Source organism: Stenotrophomonas sp. YJH_SMC_101-4 (assembly GCF_059370395.1).
Genome location: NZ_JCAFTP010000006.1, coordinates 146,547 through 170,746, shown reverse-complemented (window position 1 = coordinate 170,746; position 24,200 = coordinate 146,547). Strand labels below are relative to the sequence as shown.

General features: G+C 69.2%; 18 protein-coding genes. 12 read left to right on the top strand and 6 right to left on the bottom strand.

Features of this window, described 5'->3' with window-relative positions; translation table 11 throughout:
- Positions 1-4: 4 nt before the first annotated feature.
- From AC5P8D_RS19345 to AC5P8D_RS19330, 4 genes are read left to right on the top strand one after another with little or no spacing between them, the layout of a single operon-like run.
- On the top strand, positions 5-901 hold the full coding sequence (locus AC5P8D_RS19345) for a DUF58 domain-containing protein (RefSeq protein WP_495203578.1): 897 nt from the start codon (positions 5-7) through the stop codon (positions 899-901).
- Entirely contained in the window at positions 898-2,019 is a 1,122-nt protein-coding gene (locus AC5P8D_RS19340) for a BatA domain-containing protein (RefSeq protein WP_495203577.1), read from the top strand. The genes AC5P8D_RS19345 and AC5P8D_RS19340 overlap by 4 nt, the downstream gene beginning before the upstream one ends.
- Positions 2,016-4,196, top strand: a complete 2,181-nt coding sequence (locus AC5P8D_RS19335) for a hypothetical protein (protein ID WP_331600864.1) — start codon at positions 2,016-2,018, stop codon at positions 4,194-4,196. The genes AC5P8D_RS19340 and AC5P8D_RS19335 overlap by 4 nt, the downstream gene beginning before the upstream one ends.
- Positions 4,193-6,001 carry a hypothetical protein gene (locus tag AC5P8D_RS19330; RefSeq protein ID WP_317613827.1) on the top strand — a complete coding sequence of 603 codons (1,809 nt, stop codon included), beginning with the start codon at positions 4,193-4,195 and terminating at the stop codon, positions 5,999-6,001. Before AC5P8D_RS19335 ends, AC5P8D_RS19330 begins: the two co-directional genes overlap by 4 nt.
- A gap of 110 nt (positions 6,002-6,111) precedes the next feature.
- Here AC5P8D_RS19330 and AC5P8D_RS19325 read toward each other — a convergent pair whose 3' ends face one another.
- Both AC5P8D_RS19325 and AC5P8D_RS19320 read right to left on the bottom strand, forming a co-directional pair.
- A complete protein-coding gene (locus AC5P8D_RS19325) occupies positions 6,112-6,786 on the bottom strand; it encodes a hypothetical protein (protein WP_019337490.1) in 675 nt (224 codons plus the stop codon).
- Between the two features lie 40 nt (positions 6,787-6,826).
- Positions 6,827-7,345: a hypothetical protein gene (locus AC5P8D_RS19320; protein WP_019337489.1), complete on the bottom strand. Its 519-nt coding sequence runs from the start codon at positions 7,343-7,345 to the stop codon at positions 6,827-6,829.
- Between the two features lie 240 nt (positions 7,346-7,585).
- On the opposite strand from AC5P8D_RS19320, the gene AC5P8D_RS19315 reads away from it, so the two are divergent.
- From AC5P8D_RS19315 to AC5P8D_RS19300, 4 genes are all read left to right on the top strand, one after another.
- Positions 7,586-8,689: a hypothetical protein gene (locus AC5P8D_RS19315; protein ID WP_248854179.1), complete on the top strand. Its 1,104-nt coding sequence runs from the start codon at positions 7,586-7,588 to the stop codon at positions 8,687-8,689.
- A 93-nt stretch (positions 8,690-8,782) separates the two neighbouring features.
- Entirely contained in the window at positions 8,783-11,272 is a 2,490-nt protein-coding gene (locus AC5P8D_RS19310) for a DEAD/DEAH box helicase (protein ID WP_019337487.1), read from the top strand.
- Positions 11,269-12,291, top strand: coding sequence for a ribonuclease H-like domain-containing protein (locus AC5P8D_RS19305; protein WP_125437933.1), 1,023 nt, complete (start codon positions 11,269-11,271; stop codon positions 12,289-12,291). Before AC5P8D_RS19310 ends, AC5P8D_RS19305 begins: the two co-directional genes overlap by 4 nt.
- 78 nt (positions 12,292-12,369) lie before the next feature.
- Positions 12,370-12,684: an I78 family peptidase inhibitor gene (locus AC5P8D_RS19300; protein ID WP_164193200.1), complete on the top strand. Its 315-nt coding sequence runs from the start codon at positions 12,370-12,372 to the stop codon at positions 12,682-12,684.
- Between the two features lie 39 nt (positions 12,685-12,723).
- Here the strand turns inward: AC5P8D_RS19300 and AC5P8D_RS19295 are convergent, their stop codons facing one another.
- Both AC5P8D_RS19295 and AC5P8D_RS19290 read right to left on the bottom strand, forming a co-directional pair.
- Positions 12,724-14,715, bottom strand: a complete 1,992-nt coding sequence (locus AC5P8D_RS19295; protein ID WP_049453923.1) for a M56 family metallopeptidase — start codon at positions 14,713-14,715, stop codon at positions 12,724-12,726.
- 3 nt (positions 14,716-14,718) lie between these two features.
- Positions 14,719-15,105, bottom strand: a complete 387-nt coding sequence (locus AC5P8D_RS19290; protein ID WP_019661969.1) for a BlaI/MecI/CopY family transcriptional regulator — start codon at positions 15,103-15,105, stop codon at positions 14,719-14,721.
- A gap of 192 nt (positions 15,106-15,297) precedes the next feature.
- Here AC5P8D_RS19290 and AC5P8D_RS19285 point away from each other — a divergent pair, with 192 nt between their 5' ends.
- Positions 15,298-16,410, top strand: a complete 1,113-nt coding sequence (locus tag AC5P8D_RS19285) for a serine hydrolase domain-containing protein (protein ID WP_043397841.1) — start codon at positions 15,298-15,300, stop codon at positions 16,408-16,410.
- Here the strand turns inward: AC5P8D_RS19285 and AC5P8D_RS19280 are convergent.
- A complete protein-coding gene (locus AC5P8D_RS19280; RefSeq protein WP_043397836.1) occupies positions 16,367-17,473 on the bottom strand; it encodes an SDR family oxidoreductase in 1,107 nt (368 codons plus the stop codon). The two genes, AC5P8D_RS19285 and AC5P8D_RS19280, sit on opposite strands and share 44 nt — an antisense overlap.
- A 195-nt stretch (positions 17,474-17,668) precedes the next feature.
- Here AC5P8D_RS19280 and AC5P8D_RS19275 point away from each other — a divergent pair, with 195 nt between their 5' ends.
- A complete protein-coding gene (locus AC5P8D_RS19275) occupies positions 17,669-17,977 on the top strand; it encodes a hypothetical protein (protein ID WP_126560669.1) in 309 nt (102 codons plus the stop codon).
- Here AC5P8D_RS19275 and AC5P8D_RS19270 read toward each other — a convergent pair.
- Entirely contained in the window at positions 17,955-19,010 is a 1,056-nt protein-coding gene (locus AC5P8D_RS19270) for a DNA topoisomerase IB (RefSeq protein WP_329841186.1), read from the bottom strand. The two genes, AC5P8D_RS19275 and AC5P8D_RS19270, sit on opposite strands and share 23 nt — an antisense overlap.
- 111 nt (positions 19,011-19,121) lie before the next feature.
- Here AC5P8D_RS19270 and AC5P8D_RS19265 point away from each other — a divergent pair, with 111 nt between their 5' ends.
- Both AC5P8D_RS19265 and gltB read left to right on the top strand, forming a co-directional pair.
- Complete coding sequence (locus AC5P8D_RS19265) at positions 19,122-19,511, top strand: I78 family peptidase inhibitor (RefSeq protein ID WP_029380146.1); 390 nt, start codon at positions 19,122-19,124, stop codon at positions 19,509-19,511.
- 174 nt (positions 19,512-19,685) lie between these two features.
- A complete protein-coding gene (gltB, locus tag AC5P8D_RS19260) occupies positions 19,686-24,140 on the top strand; it encodes a glutamate synthase large subunit (RefSeq protein ID WP_043397829.1) in 4,455 nt (1,484 codons plus the stop codon).
- Positions 24,141-24,200 lie beyond the last annotated feature (60 nt).

Sequence of the window (24,200 nt, the reverse complement as noted above, 5' to 3'; positions counted from 1 at the left end):
TCGCGTGAACGCCGGTACCCCGCTGACGTTGCCACCGGAACTGCGTGCGCGCCTGCGCATGCTGCGGTTGCGGCCGCGCCTGGCCAGCGGGGCGAGCGGCATCGGCCAGCACGCCAGCCGCAGCCGCGGTGCCGGTCTCGAATTCGCTCAGTACCGAGCCTACGAGCCCGGGGACGAACTGCGCCAGATCGACTGGAAGCTGTACGCGCGCTCGGACCGCTTTTTCGTGCGCGAATCCGAACGCGAAAGCCCGATCACGGTCTGGCTGCTGCTCGATGCCACCGCCTCGGCCGGCCAGGCCGATCGCGCGGCGCCGCAACGCACGCGCCTGGACCACATGTGCGGCGTGGCCGCATGCGCGGTTGAACTGGCCCTGCAACAGGGCGACCGCTTTGGCCTGCTGGCAATCAGTGGCGATGGCCTGCAGCTGGTACCAGCAGCGAACGGCGCGCGCCAGCGCGACCGTGTGCATCTGCAACTGAACGCCCTACAGGCCCGCGGTGGGTGGCCTGCGGCCGAACGCCTGCGCCCGCTGTGGGAACGCGTGCGCCCGGGCGACCTGCTGCTGGCAATCGGTGATGGCTTCGACGACGCCGGCATCGTGTTGCTCGAACAGCTGGCCAGCGCACGCCGCGAAGTGGCACTGCTGCAGATCCTGACCGCCGACGAGCGCGACTTCCCGTTCGACGCCGGCCACCGCTTCCGCGACCCGGAAACCGGCGAGGAACTGTTGGGCGACGGCGCGGCGATCCGCGCCGATTACCTGCAGCGCTTCGCTGACGCACGCAGCGCATTACGTGCGCGCCTGCAGGCCAGCGGCATCGCCAGTGCCACCGGCTGGCTCGACCAACCGTTGGACCAGCCGCTGCAGGCGCTGTTCGGCCGTGGGGGCGCTGCATGACCCTGCTGTTCCCGCTCGGCCTGGCCGCGCTCGCCGCAGGGCTGCTGCCGCTGCTGATCCACCTGGCCCGGCGCCATCCGTACACGCCACTGGATTTCGCTGCACTGCGCTGGCTGCGTGCACAGATCCGGCCGCGCCAGCGCATCCGCTTCGATGACTGGCCGTTGCTGCTGGTGCGTCTGCTGCTGCTGGCCGCCCTGGCCCTGCTGTTGGCACGACCTGCGTTGACCGGCCCCTCTCCCGCCTCCGATGCGTGGACGGTGGTGGCCCCTGGGCTGGACGCTGCTGCACTGCGTGGTACCGCTGCGGACCGCAACTGGCACTGGCTGGCACCTGGCTTCCCCGCCATCGAACAGGCGCCACCCGCAGCCAGGGCCTCCCTGCCCAGCCTGTTGCGCGAACTGGACGCACAGCTGCCCGCGGGCACCGCGTTGGTCGTGCACGTTCCCGAACCCCTGCCCGGCCTGGATGGCGCCCGCCTGCAGCTGTCGCGCGACGTGCAATGGCACACGCAGCCGATGCCGGTCACACCGCCGCAGACTGCAGCGGCATTGCCGCAGCTGCGCGCGCACGGCGAGGCATCCGCCACTGCCCAGCACTGGTTGAACGCACTGCAGCGCGCGTGGGGCGTGCAGGCACCGCTCGCTCCGCTGTCGGTGGATGCCCTGCCCGAACGCGGCGAGATCGGCGTGTGGAGCCGCAGCGATGCACTGCCGGCGAACTGGCAGGCGTGGCTGCGCGACGGCGGTCGTGTCATCACCGCCGGCAAGCCCGCTGCCGACGCCCGCATCCTGCTGCGCGACGCGGAGGGCGCACCGCTGCTGTGGCAACAACGCGTCGGCCACGGCTATCTGCTGGCGCTGCCGGGCGACTGGAATACCACGAGCAACGCCGCGCTGCGCGATCCGAAGTTGCCGCGTGCCCTGCTGCTGGCGCTGCAGCCACCCACGGCTCCGCGCCTGGGCGATGCACGTGACCAGGCACCGCAGCGGGCCGCATTGCCTGCTGCAACACCACCGCTGCGTGAGCCGACGCCTTGGCTGTTGCTGGCCATCGTGCTGCTGTTCGCGCTGGAACGCTGGATGGCCAGCAGCGCCCGCCGCAGGGTGGCCGCATGAATACCTTGCAGCACGCCTGGCAACGTGCGCGCCGGCGCCGTGCGCTCATCACCCTGCTGCTGGGCCTGCCATGGGCGCTGGCTGCGGCGGTGCTGGCCCTGCGTCTGGCAGGTTTCGATATCGCCTGCGTCGTCGGTACGATCAGCCTGCTCGCGTGTGCGGGCTTCGCCACTGCGCATGCCCGCCAACTGGACCGGCAGTGGCTGCAACGCCACCTTGATGGCAGCGGTGCCAGCGAGGACAGTGCCGATCTGCTGTTCGCCGATGCCGCCACGCTCAATCCGCTACAGCAGCGCCAGCGTGCGCATGTGCTGGCCACGCTGGAACGTGCGATGCCGGAGCTGCGTCCACACTGGCCGCCTGGGGCATTGGCGCTGTGCTGGATCGCGGGCCTGGCCATTGTTGTGCTGGCAGTCGGCTGGCCACGTTCGAACCCCGGTTCCGCGCCAGTCCGCACGTCGGCGCCAGGCAGCACGGCCGCCGCAGGCCCGCTACGCCTGCAGTCCACCCGCCTGCGCATCGACGCACCGGTCTATACCGGCCAGGCCACGCTTACCCAGAATGCGCTGGACGCCAAGGTCGCCGCAGATAGCCGGCTGTCCTGGTCGCTACGCTTCGACCGTGCACCGGACAAGGCATGGCTGCAGTTCCACGATGGTCGCAGGTTGCCGCTGAGCGAGCACGAAGGACAGTGGCAGGCGCAGGATGTGGCACGCGCGCCGGTGCTGTACCGCGTGGTGAGCGAACCGGCACTGGCAGAGACCCGCCTGCATCGGCTGGATGTGGTGGCCGACCGTGCACCCAGCGTGCGCGTACTGGAGCCCACGGCCAGCCTGGTGCTGGGCACGCCGGGGCAGCGACAGTGGGCACTGCGCTTCGAAGCCAACGACGATTACGGTGTCGCGGCGCAGGCAACGCTGTCGATCACCACCACCCAGGGCAGCGGTGAGAACATCACCTTCGTGAAGCGCAGCGTCACGCTTGCCGGCAGCGGCGAAGCCACCGCGCGGCGTTTCGCCCACACCCTGGATCTGGCGTCGCTGGGCGCGCAGCCCGGCAACGACGTGATCGCCCAGCTGGAGGTGCGCGACAATCATGCACCCACGCCGCAGACCGGGCGCAGCAGCAGCGTGATCCTGCGCCTGCCCAGCGCCGAAGTCGCGCTTGGTGCAGAGCTCGAGGGCCGCATCAAGAAGACCCTGCCTGCGTACTTCCGCAGCCAGCGGCAGATCATCATCGATGCCGAAGCGTTGATCCGGCAGCGACGCGGCCTGGCCGCCGAGGACTTCGTGAAGCGCAGCGATGCGATCGGTGTCGACCAGCGCATCCTGCGCCTGCGCTACGGCCAGTTCCTGGGCGAGGAAAGCGAAGGCGCACCGAAGCCACCGCCGACCAGCGACCTGCCCACCAGCGATACGCCGGCCGCAGACGACCACGACCACGACCATGACGACGAGCACGAGCACGACCATGGCGCCGATGCAGGCGCGCACGACGCGCATGGCCACGACCACGGCGGCAAGCCGGCCAATGCCGATACGCCACCGGTGTTCGGCAGCGACACCGACGTGCTCTCCGAGTATGGCCACACCCATGACCACGCCGAGGCGGCGACTCTGCTCGATCCGCAGACCCGCGCCACGTTGAAGGCCGCGCTGGACCAGATGTGGTCGGCCGAAGGCGAGCTGCGCCAGGGCCGTCCGGAACAGGCATTGCCCTTCGCGTACAAGGCGCTGGGCTTCATCAAGCAGGTGCAGCAGGCCGAACGCATTTATCTGGCCCGGGTCGGGCCGGAGCTGCCACCGATTGATGAAGGCCGTCGACTCGGCGGTGATCGCGCCGGACTGGCCAGTCGTGAACTGCCGTTGGCCGCGCGCACGCCGCCGGACCCGGCCATTGTTGAAGCCTGGCAACGCCTCGGCGATGACAACGGCGCACCGGATCTCGATGCGCTCGCGACCTGGCAGCAGCGCAACGCCGCCTACCTGCCCGATGCACTGGATCTGGCCGCCGCCATCGAGCAGCTGCGCATCGAGCCCGGTTGCCACGACTGCCGCCTGCGCCTGCGCGCACAGCTGTGGCGGGCACTGCAACGTCCACTGCCGCAGGCGATGCGGCGCAGTGCGGCCGATGCGATGGGCCAGCGCTACCTCGACGCGCTGGAGGCGCAGCCATGACCCCCTCCAGCCCGAACCTGTGGATTGCGCTGGCACTTGCTGTGGTCGTGGTCATCGCCAGCGTGCGCCTGTTGCGTGGAAGCACAACGCACCCAGGCCGCCGCTGGATCGGCATTGCGCTGCAGATCGCCGCTGCCATGCTGCTGTATTTCTGCCTCGTACCCCCCAATCGCCAGCAGCCCGCAGGCGGGTTGGTCGTGCTGGGAATCGATGCCGACCGGGCTGGCGCACTCCCGGCCAGCGAAGGCCCACTGCTGCTGTTACCCGAAGCTGCCGATGTGCCCGGCGCACAGCGCGTACCCGACCTGGCCACCGCGCTGCGCCAGCATCCAGCCTCCACGCTGACGCTGGTCGGTGCGGGCCTGGCCGCACGGGACCGCGACGCGCTGCTGCCACCGGATGTACGTTGGCAGGCTGCACCGGAGCCGCGCGGCTGGATCGCGCTGCAACCACCGGCCGATGTGGCTCCCGGTGCACGCTTCGAAGTAGTGGCCCAGGCGCGTGGCGCGGCAAAGGCGAAAGCAGAACTGCTCGACCCGGCCGACAGCGTGGTCGATCGCACGGACGTTGCCGACGACGGCCGCGTGCAGCTGAGCGGCATCGCCCGAGCCGAAGGCCGCAGCGTGTTCAAGCTGCGCCTGCTCGATGCCGACGGCCATGTGGTGGACAGCGTACCGGTGCCGCAGCAGACCCTGCCGGCCGCACCGCTGCGCCTGCTGGTGCGCGCCAGTGCGCCGGGCCCAGAGCTGAAGTACCTGCGCCGCTGGGCGGCCGATGCCGGCATCCGTGTGCAGGTGCAGGCGGATACCGGGGCCGGACTCAGCGTTGGCGATGGCCCGGTGTTGATCGATGCAGCATCGCTGACGCGCAGCGATCTGCTGCTGCTGGACGAACGCAGCCTGGCGGCATTGAGTGCGGGCCAGCTGGCCGCCGTGCGCCAGGCCCTGCGCGATGGATTGGGCGTGCTGGTCCGCAGCGCGGGCGCACCTTCGGCCAGTGCGCGCCAGCGTCTCCGCGATCTGGGCCTGCCCGTGCAGGGCGATGGCAGCAGCCGCACCCTTGAACTTACCGGCGATGGCGAGAGCGCGATCCTCGCCGCACGACGTGGCCCGCTTGCCGCCGGCACGTTGCCGACCGGCTACGGCGAAGAGGCCGATCGCAGCTCGCACAGTGCCGCGCTGCCTTCGCTGGAAGCACTGGCGTTGCAGCCGCCGGGCAGCAACGCGCTGCTGCACGATCGTGCCGGCAATGCCATCGGTGGCTGGCGCGCGGTTGGCAGGGGCCGCATCGGCCTGCTGCCGCTGACCGACAGCTGGCGCTGGGTGCTGGCCGGGCGCGATGACCGCCATGGCGAACTCTGGAGCAGCGTGGTGGCCACGCTGGCGCGCGCACAGAGCAGCGATGATGCGCTGTGGTCACCGCAGCCGATCAGCTGGGCAGGCGAACGGCAGGCGCTGTGTGGCGTGCAAGCGCCGCTGCAGGTCTTCAACAAACGTGGTGACGCCGTACCCCTGATTGTCGATGGCGCGACATCGGCGCTGCGCTGCGCCGGCTGGTGGCCCCGTGAGGCAGGCTGGCAGCGCCTGCAGCGTGGCGACAGCGTTGTCTGGCGCTATGTGTTCGACCCGAAGGATGCACCGACGCTGCATCGGCAGGCGATGATCGATGCGACCACGCAGGCGTTGGCTGCCAGCACGCCTGCAGACGCGTCGGTGATGCACCCCGTGCCGGGCTCGCGCTGGCCGTGGTGGCTGGCGTTCGTGTTGTGCGCATCATTGCTGTGGTGGCTGGAGCGGCGGCGCTGAGCCTGGGGTCGGATCCCTTTCGTTCGCGAAAGGGCTCCGACCCCGCGGTTGGATCGCGCACAGCATCCACGCGTGGCGTGGATCTACCGGCCCCATCCCTCATGCGCCCTTCAACGTTTTCCGGCTCGCCGGTACACACCGTTGAAACGCACGTTCATGCCACCGCATTCGCTGTTATCGGCCACGATCAGCACCTCACCCAGCGAATGCACTCGCACCCTGCAGGTGTCCTCGACGAATTCCACATCAGCACCACGCGGCGTCGCCCGCGCTTCCACCTGGCCCATGTTCGGCCCGTAGGGACGCTGTTCCGGCGTGGGGTTGGCTGAGGGCCAGTAGGCGTCACCCTCCACATGAAGTTGCCCGCCCTGCACGCGGATCTTCAGGCCGTTGTCGCCATCCTTCCACTCGCCCGCCCAATCCTGCAGCGCTGGCACGACCACCGGCAACGCCCGCAGCTTGCTGCGGTCGACCCAACCGGCGCTGCCACCCACCTTGTTCGGGAAGAACGCGCAGCGATAGCGGCCCAGGTCGCGCCCGGTCACCACGGTATCGCCATTGACCACATAGCTGCGCTGGCGGCAGGCCGGCTCGCCCTTGGCCGGGCAGCCGTCCATGTCGCCAAGCAGGTACAGACGTGGTGCATCGACCACCCGCGCCAGGGCGAACCGGCTCTGTTCGGAGGGAAACGCGCCATTGCGGCAGGCGCCATCATCGGCAATGCCATCCGCGAAGGCGGAGACCGGCAGCAATGCGGCCAACAGGCAGATCGAACGCAGGAACATGGCAGCCCTACCGGTGGGGGAGCCAGCAGGATATACCGGCCTACTTCACCGGCGGTGCATCACCGGCATCCTGCTCCTGGGAGAACCGCAGCGCACGCTGCTGCTGCTCGGCACTGAGCTCGGGCGGTGGCCGCGCCACGGCGGCCTGGATCTGCGCAGGTCCGCCGGTGAGTTTGTTGATCCCCTTGGCCGCCGCCATCACCCCCTTGACCACGCCCATCATGATGTAGCCGCCGCCCATGCTGACCTGCTCCGGCGAGGGCGGTTCGCTCCAGTCGCGGCTGAAGCGGTTGTCGCCGAACTTCACCGGATTCTTGAAGCGGTACAGGTCCAGCGGCTCGTCTTCCGGCTTGAGCGCACGCACTTCGCCGAGGGTGGTGACATTGTCCTGCGGCAGGGTGGTGGAGATCGGCGCGGCAGGTGCTGCCGGGGCATCAGCAGGGGGAGCGGGCACAGGATCGGACACCGCTACCGGCGCTGCCTGCTGCGCCTGCGCGACGCCCGCCAGCAACAGGCTGGCCAGCAGTACTCCCTGCGTTCCACGTCGTGCCACAGCCATCCACCCTGTTGGTTGCGTCCAGTGAACAAGGATACGGATGCGGGCTTCAGATTTCGTTGGCATCGGCGGGGGCATTCAGGGTGTGTCACGCATCATCGCTGCGCGGCCTGGGCGCCGAAGTTTGCAACGAACTTCATTCCCCTCGGGGCGCGGGGACGGCATCCTGCGATTTTCCCGGTAAGGCCCATCCCTGATGACAGCTCCCTCCACACGCCCGCCGCGTCGGCCAGTCGCCTGCTGATGTCGCGCGCGGCAGTACTGGTGGGTCTGGCGGTCGTGTGCCTGGTGGTCACCGCGACCGCCGCCGAATGGACATCGCGTGTCCGCGCCGGCATCGCCTCGCTGCGCCGCAGCAGCACGCTGCGGACGCTGGGCGCGGACGAACACATGGCACTGGCACCGGTGCGCGCGTTGACCGGCTGCGACCACGACGACCAGGTAAAGCGGCTGCATGGCGCCTTCACCGGTGGGGCGTGGCGGAACAGCTTCCCGGTCGGTGACGGCTTCCTGGGTGGCATTCCCGTGCTGGTGCCAAGACAGGCATGGCCCTACCTCTCGGAAGACAATGAAGCTGACGTGGTACTGGGTGATCACGTGGCCATGGTGGTGCGTCTCAATGGCTTCAGCATCGCTGCTGCACGGCCGGATGCAGCCACCAGCCGCGTCTGTGGCGAGCGCCTGGAGACACCCGAAGAAATCTCGATGCGACGGGGTCCCGGCCTGCGCCCGTCCCCGCTGCTGATTGCCGCACTGGCGCTGTGGGCCGCCACCGGCGTCCCGGGCCTGCTCGCCATGCCGTTGCTCGCCATCGCCGGTCTTGCGGCCTGGCAGGGCTTCCCTCGCCGCAACGGCCCTGCGACAGCGCAGCGCGTGCTGCGGGTACGCGGGCGCCTGCGCGCGTACCAGCGTACTGCCCAGACATCACGGGTGTGGTTGCTGGGCAATGACCGGCGTGTGCAGCTTCCAGAGAATTGGGAGCACGCTGCGGCATTCTCCCGCGGGCGCTCGATGCTGCTGGATGTGCGCGCCTGTGACGGCGCAGTGCTGGGCGCTGGCACGGCGTGGTGCCTGGCCAGCGACCGACGGCGCTATCCGCCCACGGGAGCGTTCTGGCAACTGGCGTGGCTGGGCCTGCTGTTGTGCGTGCTGGTCTTCGGCGCCGCCTGGATGCCGTGGTCGCAGCGCCTGGAGCCGGGCTGGCCGCTTGCGTCTGGCTGGCAGGCGGTGGCATTGCTGGCGTTGGGCTGGCACGCGGTGCGGTTTGTGGTCTGCATGGTGCAGTTCCTCCGCCGCAGCGAGGCGCTTGACGCGGACATCGCGCAGCGTCCGGACCCGTGGCACTGAACGGTTCACGCCCTTCGCGCGCGATGTCTCACATCCTGAGACGTGGATGTGGTGCCATGTGACCCCTCGCAATCCGTCCCGGCTCCACTTTCCATGGCCTACGAACTCGCCAAGCGCACCGCCGACGCCGAGCAGAAGCTCGCTACCCGCGACGGCCTGCCCGCCCGCGACGGCGCCCTGCTCAGCGCGCGCCTGCAGCGCCGCTACCAGGACCGCATCACCGGCAGCTTCGCCATTCCCGGCCGCGAAGGACGCTACGCGCCGATTCCCGCGTCGGTGCCGCCGGCGCTGGCCGCCGCGCTGAAGGCGCGTGGCATCGAACAGCTCTACAGCCACCAGGCCGAGGCGTGGGAGGCCAGCCAGCGCGGCGAACACGTCGCCATCGTCACCCCCACCGCCAGCGGCAAGTCGCTGTGCTACACCCTGCCGGTAGTCAGCGCGGCCATGCAGGGCAAAGCCAAGGCGCTGTACCTGTTCCCGACCAAGGCACTGGCCCAGGACCAGGTGGCCGAGCTGCTGGAACTCAACCGCGCTGGCGACCTCGGGGTGAAGGCCTTCACCTTCGACGGCGACACCCCCGGCGATGCACGCCAGGCCATCCGCCTGCACGGCGACATCGTGGTCTCCAACCCGGACATGCTGCACCAGGCGATCCTGCCGCATCACACCAAGTGGGCGCAGTTCTTCGAGAACCTGCGCTACATCGTCATCGACGAAGTGCACACCTACCGCGGGGTGTTCGGCAGCCATGTCAGCAATGTACTGCGGCGGCTCAAGCGCATCTGCGCGTTCTATGGCGTGCAACCGCAGTTCATCCTGTGCTCGGCCACCATCGGCAACCCGCAGGCACATGCCGAGGCGCTGATCGAAGCGCCGGTCACCGCCATCACCGAATCCGGTGCGCCCAGCGGGCCGAAGCAGGTGCTGCTGTGGAACCCGCCGGTGATCAATCCGGACCTGGGCCTGCGCGCCTCGGCGCGATCGCAGAGCAACCGCATCGCGCGCATCGCGATCAAGTCCGGGCTGAAGACCCTGGTGTTCGCGCAGACACGCCTGATGGTGGAAGTGCTGACCAAGTACCTGAAGGACATTTTCGACCACGACCCGCGCAAGCCGCCGCGCATCCGCGCCTACCGCGGTGGCTACCTGCCCACCGAGCGGCGTGAGACCGAGCGCGCGATGCGTGCCGGCAACATCGACGGCATCGTCAGCACCTCGGCGCTGGAACTGGGCGTGGATATCGGCAGCCTGGACGTGGTCATCCTCAACGGCTACCCCGGCAGCGTGGCCGCCACCTGGCAGCGCTTCGGCCGCGCCGGTCGCCGCCAGCAGCCCGCGCTGGGGGTGATGGTGGCCAGTTCGCAGCCGCTGGACCAGTACGTGGTGCGACATCCGGACTTCTTCGCCGAAGCCTCGCCCGAGCACGCGCGCATCGCGCCGGACCAGCCGCTGATCCTGTTCGACCACATCCGTTGCGCAGCCTTCGAGCTGCCGTTCCGGGTCGGCGATGGCTTCGGCCCGATCGATCCGGAAGTGTTTCTGGAAGCGCTGGCCGAGACCGAAGTGATCCACCGCGAAGGCGAGCGCTGGGAATGGATCGCCGACAGTTATCCCGCCAATGCGGTCAGCCTGCGCGCGGTGGCCGACGGCAACTTCGTGGTGGTCGACCGCAGCGATGGCCGCCAGCAGATCATCGCCGAGGTCGATTATTCCGCCGCCGCACTCACCCTGTACGAAGGCGCCATCCACATGGTGCAGTCCACTCCGTACCAGGTGGAGACGCTGGACTGGGACGGGCGCAAGGCCTACGTCACCCGCACCCACGTGGACTACTACACCGACAGCATCGACTTCACCAAGCTCAAGGTGCTCGACCGCTTCGATGGCGGCGTGGCCGGCCGTGGTGATTCGCACCACGGCGAAGTGCACGTGGTACGCCGCGTAGCCGGCTACAAGAAGATCCGCTATTACACCCACGAAAACATCGGCTACGGGCCGGTGAACCTGCCCGACCAGGAACTGCACACCACGGCGGTGTGGTGGCAGCTGCCACAGGCGCTGCTGCTGCGCGCGTTCGCCAGCAAGCAGGATGCGCTGGATGGCTTCCTCGGCGCAGCGTATGCGCTGCACATCGTCGCCACCGTGGCGGTGATGGCCGATGCGCGCGACCTGCAGAAGTCGGTCGGCAACGGCGATGGTTCCTGGTTCGCGATCGCCGACCAGAGCGGCCGTGGCCAGCTGCGTGGCAGCGAGGGTGATCCTGGCGTTGTCGAGCTATTGCAGGAGTTCGTGCCCACCGTGTACCTGTACGACAACTTCCCCGGTGGCGTGGGCCTCAGCGAACCGCTGTGGCAGCGCCAGGCCGAACTGGTGCAGCGCGCGCGCGAACTGGTGCAGCGCTGCGACTGCAAGGCCGGCTGCCCGGCCTGTGTCGGCCCCGTCCTGGCCGCGCAGGAAGAGGATGAGACTTCGCCGCGCGCGCTGGCACTGCGCGTGCTCGACCTGTTCGATGCCGATGCCTGCCAGCATGTACCCGACGTGGTGGTGCCCGTGCGCGATCCGATGGAGCTGCTGGCGCCGTGAGCCTGAGCCTGGACAAGCTGCGCCTGCTGCGCAGGCAGGCCGGCGACCCGAAGGCGAGCACACCGGCTGCGGCCGACGTGCCCCCTGCGCCACCGGCACCCGTGGCCGCCAACGATGCGCGGCAACCACCGGCCGAGCGTTCGGTGTTCGCCTGGGTCGAGCAGGAGATCCGCCACAAGCCGACCGGCGCTGCGGCACCTGCCACGGCACAGCCCGCGCTGCGTCGGCCCGAAGTGGGCAGCCTGCATCGCCTGCTCGGCCTGCGCACGCGCGGCGGCCCCGCACCGGCTCGCGCCAGCGCACAGGACCGTCAGTTGCCAGGTGAGGAGATCGCACCGGGCCTGTTCCTGATCGAATCGCTGCAGCCGCAGGCGATCCCGGCGCAGCCGCTGTCGCTGGATTTCGCCCGTCGCGAAGGCCAGCACGTGGCCGCGCGCGACCTGCTGTTCTTCGATACCGAAACCACCGGCCTGGCCGGCGGCACCGGCACCCGCGCCTTCATGATCGGCGCTGCGGACTGGCATGTGTGCCCACAGCGTGGCGAAGGCCTGCGCATCCGCCAGCTGCTGATGGCCACGATGGCCGCCGAGGACGCGATGCTGGCCACTTTCGCCGGCTGGCTGCAACCGTCCACCGTGTTCTGCAGCTACAACGGCCGCAGCTATGACGCACCGCTGCTGAAAGCGCGTTACCGGCTGGCCCGGCAACGTTGCCCGATCACCGCACTGGATCACGTCGACCTGCTCTATCCCACGCGCCGCCGCTATCGCGGCACGTGGGAGAACTGCAAGCTGTCCACCATCGAACGCCAGCTGCTGCGCGTGGTGCGCGAGGACGACCTGCCGGGCTCGGAAGCCCCGGGCGCATGGCTGCGTTTCCTGCGTGGCGGCGACGCGGTGAACCTGCGCCGGGTGGCCGACCACAATCACCAGGACGTAGTGACCCTGGCCCTGCTGCTGCAACGGTTGGTACGCGAGGAGCAACGCGAGCGCGAGACGCTGGCACTGGTCGGGCAGTAACGGCGCAGGGCCGCGTTGACATGCCCTGACGGTGACAGCGGTGACACTGCCGCCACCATCCACGCCTGGAGCCCGACGATGCGCCTCAGTCCCCTGGTCCTGCTCGCCATCCTGCCCTTGGCCGCCTGCAGTCACGCTGGCAGCAGCACCTCCCACGATCCCGCGCCGGCGCCCGTGGCCGATGCCGCGCACGAATGCAGGCCGGAGGCGCTGGACGCCTTCACCGGCAAGACCGCCGACGAAGCCACGATCAAGAAGCTGGTGGCTGACAGCGGCGCGCGCGGTGCGCGGGTAGTCAAACCCGGCATGGCGGTGACCATGGACTTCCGCCAGGACCGCGTGACCGTGCAGGTGGACGCGCAGAACAGGATCGAGCGCGCCAGCTGCGGTTGATGTCCCAAGGTAGTGCCGGCCGCTGGCCGGCACTACCGATCAGAGGCGCTCGGCCTTGCCGCTGGCCAATGCGCGGGCGATCACCAGCTGCGCCTGCTGTGCCGCCCGCGCGTGCACCTGCGCCTGGCGTTCGCCCAGCGCGGCCTGCTGGCTGCCCAGCGCCGCCTGGCGGCTGGCCAGTTCGGCCTGCTGGCTGGCCAAGCGGTTCATGTCGCGGGTGCGGCTGGACTGTGCGGCCTGGCTGCGGGCTTCCTGCATCGCACGACGTGCCTCGGCGGCCGCCTCACGGGCGGCTTCACGCGCAACTGCGGCGTCGCTGGTCGCCCCGCGTGCCGCCTTCGCGGCTTCGGCGGCGGCTTCGCGATTGATGTCGTGCGCGCTCATCGCACTGCGCGCAGCCTCGACCGCCACCAACGCGATACGGCGCGCCTCCTCACCCTGCAGCCGGCCCATCTCGCCCATCTGCTTGCCGAGTGCGCTCTGCTGGCGACCAAGCGCGCTCTGCTGGCGGCCCAGTGCGCTCTGCTGCTGCCCCAGGTCGGACGCACCCGCGTAGGCACGCTGCAACGACTGGATCAGCATCGGGTCACGCACGATGTAGCGCTCACTGCCCTGGCGGAACCACAGCGCCGGTCCCTTGCCGAGCTGCTTGCGGGCCAGCGTCACGTCGTCGATGCCGCCGTTGGCGAAGGTTGAATCACCATCGACCAGCACGAACGCCTGCGGCGGCGACGTGCCCAGATCCAGCCGCCCGTAGGTGGTGATGGAGGAACTGCGCGAGGTGCTGCGGCCGCCGTCGATGCCGGGGTCGACGTCGACATCCACGTCGACTGCCACATCCGCATCATCCGGGCCGGACAGCTCCTCGACGTCGGCGGGCTCGGCGGGCGGCGCAGGGGCCACCGGCACCGCCGGCGCGCGCGCCGACATCGGCGGTGCAGGCGGAACCTTCGGCGCCGGCGGCGTGGGCACCACGGCCTTCGGCGCAGCCGGCGGCGCGGACGGTGCAGGCGGCACCGGCGCTGCGACCAGCCGCATCGGCGCCACGCCCACCACCACCACGATGGCCGTCAGGGCCACCGCCAACAGGCGCGGGCAGGACCGGCGCGACTGCAGCGAGAGCAGGCGACGCTTGAGGCTGGTGGCGCTCGGTGCGGCACTGGCCACACCCAGGTGCGGCTGCGGGGCCACGCCCAGCTGCAGCAGCAGGCGGCCATAAGCCTGGCGGCTCGCGCCGTGCTGGCCGACCACGGCCGCATCCACCGCTTCCTCGCGGGCCTGGGCGTATTCGCGCACCGACAGGCGCAGCAGCGGGTGGAAGAAGAACAGGTGCTGCGCCAACGCGGGCAGCAGGCCCCACTGCAGGTCACGCCGCTGCAGGTGCTGCAGTTCGTGGGTCAATGCCAGGTCCAGCGCGTCACCCTGCAGGGCATTGTCGCCTGCCGGCAGCAGCAGCACCGGGCGGAACGGCCCGACCAGCTGCGGCGAGTCCACCTGCGTGCTCATCCACAGCCGCGGTGCAGGGCGCACGCCGTGTGCGTCGGAGGCCAGCTGCAGAGCCTGCACCAGCGCTTCGTCCTCGCAGGGATAGGCGGCAGCCAGCAACGCGCGGCAGCGGCGCCACTCACTGAAAGTGCGCAGGGCCGTCAGCAGTACGCCCGATGCCCATAGCGCAGCCAACGCGACGGCCCACCACGCCACTGCCGGCACGTCCGGTGCAGTCATCGGCATTGTCGCCAGCAGCTGCGCCGAGGCTTCCGGCACCAGTGGGTAGACCAGATCAGCGGCAACGTCAGTGGCGGTCATCGCCACCGCCTGCGGTGCCGGCAGCCAGGCCAACTGCAACGGCTGGCTCCAGAACAGGCCGAGCACGGCCTGCAGCGAGACCAGCCACCACAGGCGGCAGCGGGTGGCCGCCGACAGCGACGGCAGCGCGCGGCACAGGCCATACACCAGGGCCACCAGCAGCACGGTCTGCAGGCTGGTCCAGCCCAGCCGTTCCAGCATCGGGATCAGCATCGTGGTGTCCATGGCTCAACCCTCGTGGCGACGCGATTGGAGTTGGGCAACCAGCGCTTCCAGCTCGGCCAGCTCGTTGTCGCTGACCTGCTGGCGCTGCGACAGGTAGGCCACGAACGGCGACACCGAGCCCTGCAGGGTGTTGTCGACGAACTGGGCCACGGCACCCTGCAGCACGCTCTGCGGGCCACGGGTGGCTTGGTAGCGGTAGACGCCGTCCTGCTGCCGGCGCTGAAGATAGCCCTTCGCCCGCAGCCGTTCCATCATCGTCAGCACGGTGGAACGGGCCAGGCCACGGGCCTCGCCGTAGCCGCTGGCGACCTCGCCCACGCTGGCCGGCGCATGTTCATCGATGTACTGCAGCAGGGCCAGTTCCTGGTCCCCGATCGTCTTGCCACGCATGACACCACTCCCTTGACTACACGTGTCGTCACTGTCAGCTTGACGACAACTGTAGTCAACCCCCCGGAAGTCATGGGCCGACGAACGGTAGGACCATCCGGGGCGGTTAAACCTTTTCCGCCGCCGGTGCATCCGACCCTCGACGCCTTTCCGGAATCCCGCATGTTCCGCCCAACGCTTCGAGTCGTGCTCATGCTCATCAGTGCCCTGCCCTTCGCCGCGGTGTCTGCCAACCAGGACCAGGCCAACGACCAGACCCGCCGGCTGATCCGCCAGATCATGCTGGACGAGCGCATCCCCGGGCTGCAGCTGGCCGTGGTCAAGGACGGCCAGATCGTGCTCTCCGAAACCTATGGCTTGGCCAACGTGGAGAACGGCGTGCTCGCCTCGCGTGACACCCGCTTCCCGCTCAATTCAGCCACCAAGGCTTTCACCGGAGTCGCCATCGCACAGCTGGCGGAGCAGGGGCGACTGGAACTGGATGCACCCGCCTCGCGCTACCTGCACGATCTTCCAGCAGCATGGAAGGATGTACGCGTGCGCCAGCTGCTCGACCATACCTCGGGCCTGCCGGACATCCTCGATGCGAATGGCCTGCTGGGCGGTGGGTCCGAAGCGCAGGCATGGGCGGCGGTCACCGTGCGCCCTGTCGAAGCGCCACCCGGGCAGCGCTTTGCCTACAACCAGACCAACTACGTGCTGCTGGCGCGGATCATCGCGCAGCAATCGGGCATGTCCTACGAGCGCTTCCTCACCACGGGCCAGTTCAGCGGCGCACGCATGGCGCGCACGACCTTCGGCGACAGCTACGACCTGATTCCGGATGTGGCGACGATGTACAGCCTGGCGCCGCGCGCGACCGATGCCGCCGACGCTCCGCCGCGCCTGTCGCACTGGTTCTACGACATCCCGCCGAGCCTATGGGCCGGCGGCGGCATCCTCACCACCGCCGACGACACTGCACGCTGGCTGGTCGCGCTGACCGAAGGCCGCCTGCTGCAGGACCACTCACGGCGGCGGATGTGGTCGGTCGAGCCTCTGGCCGATGGCCGCGCCGGTCCGTGGGCCGGCGGCTGGCCGGTGCTGCAGGCAGCGCCCGACCTGCAGGTGGCCGGCATCGGCGGCGCGCGCTCGGCCTTCGTGGTCTACCCCGCGCGAGGCGTGGCGGTGGTGGTGCTGACCAACCTGGTCGGTGCCAATCCGCAGCGCTTCATTCCACGCATCGCCGATTTCTACACGCCTGCCGCAACGGCTGCGGGCCTCATCCCCGCGGCCCGCCCATCACCGGCAGGATCACCCCGCTGATGTAACTGGCACAGACCGGCGAAGCCAGGAACACATAGGCGGGCGACAGTTCTTCGGGTTGTGCGGGCCGCCCCATGTCACTGTCCTTGCCGAACTCCGCAACATCTTCGGCCTGCTTGTCGGCGGGGTTCAACGGCGTCCACACCGGCCCCGGCGCCACGCAGTTGACCCGGATGCCACGTGGCAGCAGCTGGCTGGCCAGCGCCTTGGTGAACGCATGGATCGCGCCCTTGGTGGCCGAGTAGTCGATCAGCGCCTTGCTGCCGAAGATTCCCGTTTCCGATCCTGTGTTGATGATGCTGGCACCCTCGCCCAGGTGCGGCAGCACCGCGCGCGCCATCTGGATGTAACCGCCGATGTTGGTCTGCAGGGTTTCCTGCAGATGCGCGTCTTCCAGGTCTTCCAGCCGCTCGCAATGCAGCTGGAACGCGGCGTTGTTGACCAGGATGTCGATGCCGCCGAACGCCTTGGCCACCTGCTTGACCGCCTTGTTGCAGAAGCGCGGATCGCGCACGTCACCGGCGATCACCACGCAGCGACCGCCTTCGCGCTCCACGTGCTGGCGGGTGATGTCCGCGTCCTCGGCCTCGTCCAGGTGCAGTACCGCCACATCGGCGCCTTCGCGGGCGAACAGTACTGCCACCGCACGGCCGATACCAGAATCGCCACCGGTGATGATCGCGCGCATCCCCTGCAGCTTGCCGCTGCCGGCGTAGTCCGGTGCAAGGAAACGCGGCGCCAGCTCCAGTTCGTGTTCATGCCCAGGCTTGGCCAGCTGCTGCGCCGGCATCGCCTCCGGTTGCCGGCGCGCACCGGCCTGGGTCGCGGTCTTCTTCGTTGCTTTTTTTGCCGCGCGCACGTCCTTGGCCTTTTCTTGATCCTGCAGGCGCCGCTGCCGGGCCGCGACGCGCGCTGCGCGTGGATCGCTGGCGGCCGCCTTGCGGGTGGCAGTCTTCACCACGCGCGGGCGATCGGGGGCGGCGACAGTCTTGCTTGCGGTGCTGCCTTTGCGCACCTTGGGCGAGGCTTTGCGGCGGACGGGGGCTTTCTTGGTGGTGGCCATGCAGGTCTCCTCGGGAGGGAAAGGGGCTGCCGGCCAGCGGCCGGCACTACCGGGGGCGGCCCTTGCCGCTCCTGCAGTGTCTCCACCCACGCTGTTGGCGGCGGTGAGCGCGCCGTGTCCACGATGTGCACGGCATTCATTCCGCCACCACGTCTGACGTCGCACCCTGCACGCAATCACACAAGGAATGCCTCCATGAAACATGCCATCGCCACCGCCGCCGCCTGCTTTGCCCTTGCCGCCTGCAGCAGCACGCCCATGGCGCAAGTGCAGCCGATCGACGGCGTCATTTCCGGGCAGTGCCACAGCGACATGGTGCGCGGCGCACTCGGCCTGGCCGCTTCGGACGCCACCGTGGCCCGCGCACGCGTGGACAGCGACAGCCTGCACGTGCGGGTGCTGCGCCATGATGGTCCGCGGGTGCCGCCGGCCAGCGAAGGCGGCGACCGCCTGACCATCGAGAAGGGCCGCACCAACAACATCACCGCGATCTACTGCGGCTGAGCCGGCGCGCCCTGCGCAGCACGCGCAGGGTAGCCTGTTCCCACTGGCGCGGCCCGCGCAGGCCGGCCAGTTTCGCCAGTTCACCGCGCTCCCAGCCGGCAAACACGCAAGGGTCGATGTAGGCCTTGCGGCACACCGCAGGCGTGTTGCCCAGCAGCGCTGCCACCTCGCACACCACCGCGCGCTGCGCCTGCGCCAGCGCGCGCTGGCTGGCCGGTTCCGGCAGCTCGGTGGCGGCAAACGCCTGCACCGCCGCCACGGTGCCGCCCCAGGTGCGGAAGTCCTTGGCAGTGAAGTCCTCGCCCATCACCTCGCGCAGGTAATCGTTCACCGCGCCGGAATCCACCGGCTGCAGCGCACCGTCGTCATCGCGGTACTGGAACAGCGCCTGCCCCGGCAGCTGCTGCAGGCGCCGCACCAGCAGCCCCAGCCTGCGGTCGCCCACGGTCACCTCCTGCAGCTGCCCGGACTTGCCGCGGAAGCGCATGCGCACCCGGCCCCCCTGCAACAGCTCCAGATGGCGGTTGCGCAGTGTGGTCAGACCGAACGAACGGTTCTGCTGCGCATAGGTTTCATTGCCGACCCGCACCAGCGTGTCGGCCAACAGCGCGACCACCATGGCCAGCACTTTTTCCTTCGGGAACCCCGGCCGTTTCAGATCCCGCGACAACCGCCGCCGCAGCGTGGGCAAGGCCTCGCCAAAGGCGATGATGCGGTCGAACTTGCCGGCATCGCGCTCCTTCGCCCAGTCGGGGTGGTAGCGGTACTGCTTGCGCCCGCGTGCATCGCGGCCGGTGGCCTGCAGGTGGCCGTTGGCGTGCGCACAGATCCACACGGCGGTGTAGGCGGGCGGAACCGCCAGCGCACGGATGCGCTGCAGGGTGGTGGCGTCGCGTATCGCGTGGCCATCAGCATCGCGGTAGCTGAAACCCTTGCCGGCGCGGCGCCGGCTGATGCCCGGCTGAGTGTCGTCGACATAGTGCAGGCCGGCCGCGCGCGCGGCCTGTCGTTCGGGGGTGGAGGGGGTTGGCATGCCTGTAGTGTCGCTGTCGCCATGCCGCGATCCTGTCGATAACACAAGACAAACACGTGAGGGCCGGTTCGCCGCTATGCTCGGGTCTTCACAACCCCTTCCGGAGTCATGATGTCGTTCCCGATTCGCGCCCGTTCGCTCTCCGCCCTGTTGCTGCCGGCCGTGCTGGCCCTGACCGCCTGCCAGGCACCGGCGCTGGATGAACAGGATTCGGCCACGGCCCATGCCCAGCAGGCCGCCGAAGCCGCCAAGGCGCCGGCCGACGAAGCCGGCAAGGCCACCGAGGCACCGCCGGTCGGTACCTGCGATGCCAGCCAGGTGCAGAGCCTGGTCGGCCAGGCCTACACCGATGCACTGGGCAAACAGGCACAGGAAGATGCAGGTGCCAGCCAGGTGCGCGTACTGAAGCCCAACGACGTGGCCACGATGGAGTTCCTCGGCGACCGCCTGAACATCGAAGTGGACGCCAAGGGCGCCGTCAGCGGCGCGCGCTGCGGCTGACTCCGGCCCCGCGCCGGCACTGGGTTGCCGGCGCGTTCTGTTGCACCTGCAACCGTGTATTGCGGCGTTGCAGCAACCTGTGATCTAGTCGAGGCATCCGGTGGCCTCACGATGCGCTCCAGGGAATGAGCGGGGACGAGTGTCGCCGCCAACCCTATACGCATCGAGGTAGAGATGGCCCCCCGCAACCGCCAAGGGCTTTACGACCCGCGCTCCGAGCGCGATGCCTGTGGATTTGGCATGGTCGCCCAGCTCGACGATCAACCATCGCGCCTGTTGGTTGATACCGCCATCGCCGCGCTTTCGCGCATGACCCACCGTGGCGGTGTCGCCGCCGATGGCCTGACCGGTGATGGCTGTGGCCTGCTGCTGCGCCGCCCCGATGCCTTCCTGAAACTGCTGGCCAGCGAAGCCGGTATCGCGGTCTCCGCACGCTTCGCCGCCGGCCTGGTCTTCCTGCCGCACGACGCCGACGCGGCGCAGGCCTGCCGCGCGCAGCTGCAGGCGCAGGTGGAAGCGGTGGGCTGCAAGGTTGCCGGCTGGCGCGAGGTACCGACCGACGACAGCGTCTGCGGCCAGCTGGCGCGCGACACGCTGCCGCGCATCGAACAGGTGTTCGTCGACGCCGGCGTCGGCCAGGATGATGCCGGCTTCGCGCTGGCGCTGTTCCTGGCCCGTCGCCGCAGCGAGCAGCTGCTTCGCGAACACACCGACTTCTACGTCACCACCCTCACCCCGGATGCGATCAGCTACAAGGGCATGGTGCTGCCGGACAAGCTCAGCCGCTTCTTCCCGGACCTGCAGCGCCGCGAACTGGCCTCCAGCGCCATCGTGTTCCACCAGCGCTTCTCCACCAACACGCTGCCGCGCTGGCCGCTGGCCCACCCGTTCCGCATGCTCGCCCACAACGGCGAGATCAACACCATCGAAGGCAACCGGCGCTGGGCGCAGGCGCGCAGCAAGGTGTGGAAGACCCCGCGCTTCGACATCGCCGAATTCGATCCGGTCATCTCCATGCACGGTTCGGATTCGCAGAGCCTGGACAACATGCTGGAGCTGATGGTCGCCGGTGGCATGGAGCTGATCCAGGCGCTGCGCATCCTGGTGCCGCCGGCCACGCAGTCGCTGGAATTCAAGGACCCGGACCTGGCCGCGTTCTACGAATTCCACGGCCTCAACAGCGAGCCGTGGGACGGCCCGGCTGGCATCGTCGCCTGCGACAGCCGCTACGCCGTGTGTACCCTCGACCGCAACGGCCTGCGTCCGGCGCGCTGGATGCTGACCGCCGACCGCCACTTCCTGGTCGCCTCCGAAGCGGGCGTGTGGGAAGTGCCGACCGAGCGCGTGGTGCGCAAGGGCAAGCTCGGCCCAGGCGAAATGGTGGCCATCGACCTCAAGCGTGGTGACCTGCTCGACTCCGACGCGGTGGACCGCATCAACCGTGGTCGCGCGCCGTACAAGCAGTGGCTGCAGCAGGGCGTGACCTACCTGCAGACCGAACTGATCGACCCTTCGCTTGTGGAAGAACCCTTCGACGAAGGCACCCTGCGCAGCTACCACAAGCTGTACCAGCTCAGCAGCGAGGAAGTGGAACAGGTGCTGCGGCCGCTGGCCGAGACCGAGCAGGAAGCCACCGGCTCGATGGGCGACGACACGCCAATGGCGGTGCTGAGCCAGCGCAGCCGACCGCTGTACGACTATTTCCGCCAGGCCTTCGCGCAGGTCACCAACCCGCCGATCGACCCGCTGCGCGAGGACTGCGCGATGTCCCTGTCCACCCAGCTCGGCAGGGAGACCAACATCTTCCATGCCGGCCCGGAGACGGTGAACCACGTCATCCTCAACTCGCCGGTGCTGAGCCAGCGCAAGCTGCGCCAGCTGCTGAAGATGGACCAGTACGTGCAGGCCAATCGCCTGCTCGACCTGTCCTACAGCGAAGACGAGGGCCTGCGTGCCGGCATCGAGCGCATCTGCGCCGAAGCCGAGCAGGCCGCACGCGACGGCATGGTGATGCTGCTGCTGTCCGACCGCTACCCGGTGGCCGGGCGGCCGATGGTGCATGCCCTGCTCGCCACCAGCGCCATCCACCACCACCTCTCGCGCCTGGGCCTGCGCTGCGACGTGAACTTGATCGTCGAGACCGGCACCGCGCGCGACCCGCACCACATGGCCTGCCTGCTCGGCTTCGGCGCCACCGCGGTGTATCCGTACCTGGCCTACCAGACCCTGTTCGATCTGGGCCGCCGCGGCATCCTCAAGCTGAGCAAGGGCGGTGAGCAGTCGCAGATCGGCCGCCGTTACCGCAAGGGCGTCTACAAGGGCCTGTCGAAGATCATCTCGAAGATGGGCATCTGCACCGTGGCCAGCTACCGCGGCGCGCAGCTGTTCGAGATCATCGGCCTGGAACCGGACGTGGTGGACCTGTGCTTCCCGGATACCGCCTCGCGCATTGGCGGCGCCGGCTTCGCCCGCCTGGACGCCGACGCGCGTGAGCTGTGCGCGCAGGCCTGGGACGCACAGCAGGACGTGGATGTTGGCGGCCTGCTGAAGTACGTGCACGGCGGCGAGTACCACATGTACAACCCGGACGTGGTGACCACCCTGCAGCGCGCGGCGCGCAGCGGCGACCCGCGTGCGTGGCAGCAGTACTGCGATGCCGTGCATGCACGGCCGCCGTCGGCGCTGCGCGACCTGCTGGAACTGGTTCCAGCGGCCACGCCCGTGCCGCTGGACGAGGTCGCCCCGGCCAGTACCCTGTTCCCGCGCTTCGATACTGCTGCGATCAGCCTGGGCGCACTGTCGCCGGAAGCGCACGAGGCGCTGGCCATTGCCATGAACCGCCTCGGTGGCCGCAGCAATTCCGGCGAAGGCGGTGAGGATCCCGCCCGCTATGGCACCGCAAAGCGCAGCAAGATCAAGCAGGTGGCCTCGGGCCGCTTCGGTGTCACCGCTGAGTACCTGGTCAACGCCGAGGTGCTGCAGATCAAGGTCGCGCAGGGCGCCAAGCCCGGCGAAGGCGGCCAGCTGCCCGGCCACAAGGTCAACGAGCTGATCGCCCGCCTGCGCTATGCCAGGCCGGGTATCGGCCTGATCTCACCGCCGCCGCACCACGACATCTATTCGATCGAAGACCTCGCGCAGCTGATCTACGACCTCAAGCAGGTCAACCCAACCGCGCTGGTCTCGGTCAAGCTGGTCAGCCATGCCGGCGTCGGCACGATTGCCGCGGGCGTGGTCAAGGCCGGCGCGGACCTGATCACCATTTCCGGCCATGACGGCGGCACCGGCGCTTCGCCGGTCAGCTCCATCCGCTATGCCGGCGTGCCGTGGGAACTGGGCGTGGCCGAAGCGCACCAGGCGCTGCTGGCCAACGACCTGCGTGGGCGCACCCTGCTGCAGACCGACGGCGGCCTGAAGACCGGCCTGGACGTGGTCAAGGCCGCACTGCTGGGTGCCGACAGCTTCGGCTTCGGCACTGCGCCGATGATCGTGCTGGGCTGCAAGTACCTGCGCATCTGCCACCTCAACAACTGCGCCACCGGCGTGGCCACCCAGGACGAACGCCTGCGCGAGAACCACTTCACCGGCCAGCCCGAGCGCGTGGAGAACTTCTTCCGCCTGCTGGCCGAAGAAGTGCGCGGCTGGCTGTCGTACCTGGGCGCGCGTTCGCTGGAAGAGATCGTCGGCCGCACCGACCTGCTGCGACAGATCGAGGCAGCGCCCCGTGATGGCGTGCGCGTGGACCTGTCACGCCTGCTGGCCGACAGCCGCTACGAGGGCAGCCATTGCGCCGCGCAGCGGCTGTACGAATCGCCGGACAGCCTGGCCACGCAGATGGATGGCCTGCTGGCCCCCGCCATCGAGCACAAGCGCGGCGGCGAACACCGCTTCCTGATCCACAACACCGACCGCAGCATCGGCACCCGCCTGGCCGGTGCAGTGGCGCGCGCGCACGGCAACCAGGGCATGGCCGAGGCGCCGCTGGAACTGCGCTTCCGCGGCAGCGCCGGGCAGAGCTTTGGCGCGTTCAACGTCGGTGGCCTGCACCTGGAAGTGGAAGGCGAAGCCAACGACTACGTCGGCAAGGGCATGGCCGGTGGCCGCCTGGTGGTGCGCCCGCCACGTGGCGCCCGCTTCGAGGCACGCAGCACCGCCATCATCGGCAACACCTGCCTGTATGGCGCCACCGGGGGCGAGCTGTTCGCCGCCGGCCGCGCGGGCGAACGCTTCGCGGTGCGCAATTCCGGCGCACTGGCGGTGGTGGAAGGCGCCGGTGACCACTGCTGCGAGTACATGACTGATGGCGTGGTGCTGGTGCTGGGCAAGGTCGGCCTGAACTTCGGCGCCGGCTTCACCGGCGGCCTGGCCTACGTGCTGGACGTGGACCGCGATTTCGTCGATCGCTACAACCACGAGCTGATCGACATCCATCGCGTCTCCGCCGAGGGCTTCGAGAACTACCGCCAGCATCTGCATCGCCTGATCGGCCGCCATCGCGAGCTGACCGGCAGCATCTGGGCGCAGCAGATCCTGGACGAGTTCCGCGATTACATCGGCAAGTTCTGGCTGGTCAAACCGAAGGCCGCCAGCATCGAGTCGCTGACCGAAACCCTGCGACGCGCTGCGTGATGTTTTCCGGTAGTGCCGGCCGCTGGCCGGCAACGTTCCCCCTCGCATTCCAGAGCCCGC

What these genes read in the sequence shown, in the direction of transcription:
- AC5P8D_RS19310 (WP_019337487.1), top strand. Translation starts at nt 8,783, where the DNA reads ATGGCCTACGAACTCGCCAAGCGCACCGCCGACGCCGAGCAGAAGCTC.
- AC5P8D_RS19285 (WP_043397841.1), top strand. Translation starts at nt 15,298, where the DNA reads ATGCTCATCAGTGCCCTGCCCTTCGCCGCGGTGTCTGCCAACCAGGAC.
- AC5P8D_RS19325 (WP_019337490.1), bottom strand. Translation starts at nt 6,786, where the DNA reads ATGTTCCTGCGTTCGATCTGCCTGTTGGCCGCATTGCTGCCGGTCTCC.
- AC5P8D_RS19300 (WP_164193200.1), top strand. Translation starts at nt 12,370, where the DNA reads ATGCGCCTCAGTCCCCTGGTCCTGCTCGCCATCCTGCCCTTGGCCGCC.
- AC5P8D_RS19320 (WP_019337489.1), bottom strand. Translation starts at nt 7,345, where the DNA reads ATGGCTGTGGCACGACGTGGAACGCAGGGAGTACTGCTGGCCAGCCTG.
- AC5P8D_RS19265 (WP_029380146.1), top strand. Translation starts at nt 19,122, where the DNA reads ATGTCGTTCCCGATTCGCGCCCGTTCGCTCTCCGCCCTGTTGCTGCCG.
- AC5P8D_RS19295 (WP_049453923.1), bottom strand. Translation starts at nt 14,715, where the DNA reads ATGGACACCACGATGCTGATCCCGATGCTGGAACGGCTGGGCTGGACC.
- AC5P8D_RS19335 (WP_331600864.1), top strand. Translation starts at nt 2,016, where the DNA reads ATGAATACCTTGCAGCACGCCTGGCAACGTGCGCGCCGGCGCCGTGCG.
- AC5P8D_RS19315 (WP_248854179.1), top strand. Translation starts at nt 7,586, where the DNA reads ATGTCGCGCGCGGCAGTACTGGTGGGTCTGGCGGTCGTGTGCCTGGTG.
- AC5P8D_RS19270 (WP_329841186.1), bottom strand. Translation starts at nt 19,010, where the DNA reads ATGCCAACCCCCTCCACCCCCGAACGACAGGCCGCGCGCGCGGCCGGC.
- AC5P8D_RS19275 (WP_126560669.1), top strand. Translation starts at nt 17,669, where the DNA reads ATGAAACATGCCATCGCCACCGCCGCCGCCTGCTTTGCCCTTGCCGCC.
- AC5P8D_RS19330 (WP_317613827.1), top strand. Translation starts at nt 4,193, where the DNA reads ATGACCCCCTCCAGCCCGAACCTGTGGATTGCGCTGGCACTTGCTGTG.
- AC5P8D_RS19340 (WP_495203577.1), top strand. Translation starts at nt 898, where the DNA reads ATGACCCTGCTGTTCCCGCTCGGCCTGGCCGCGCTCGCCGCAGGGCTG.
- AC5P8D_RS19290 (WP_019661969.1), bottom strand. Translation starts at nt 15,105, where the DNA reads ATGCGTGGCAAGACGATCGGGGACCAGGAACTGGCCCTGCTGCAGTAC.
- gltB (WP_043397829.1), top strand. Translation starts at nt 19,686, where the DNA reads ATGGCCCCCCGCAACCGCCAAGGGCTTTACGACCCGCGCTCCGAGCGC.
- AC5P8D_RS19280 (WP_043397836.1), bottom strand. Translation starts at nt 17,473, where the DNA reads ATGGCCACCACCAAGAAAGCCCCCGTCCGCCGCAAAGCCTCGCCCAAG.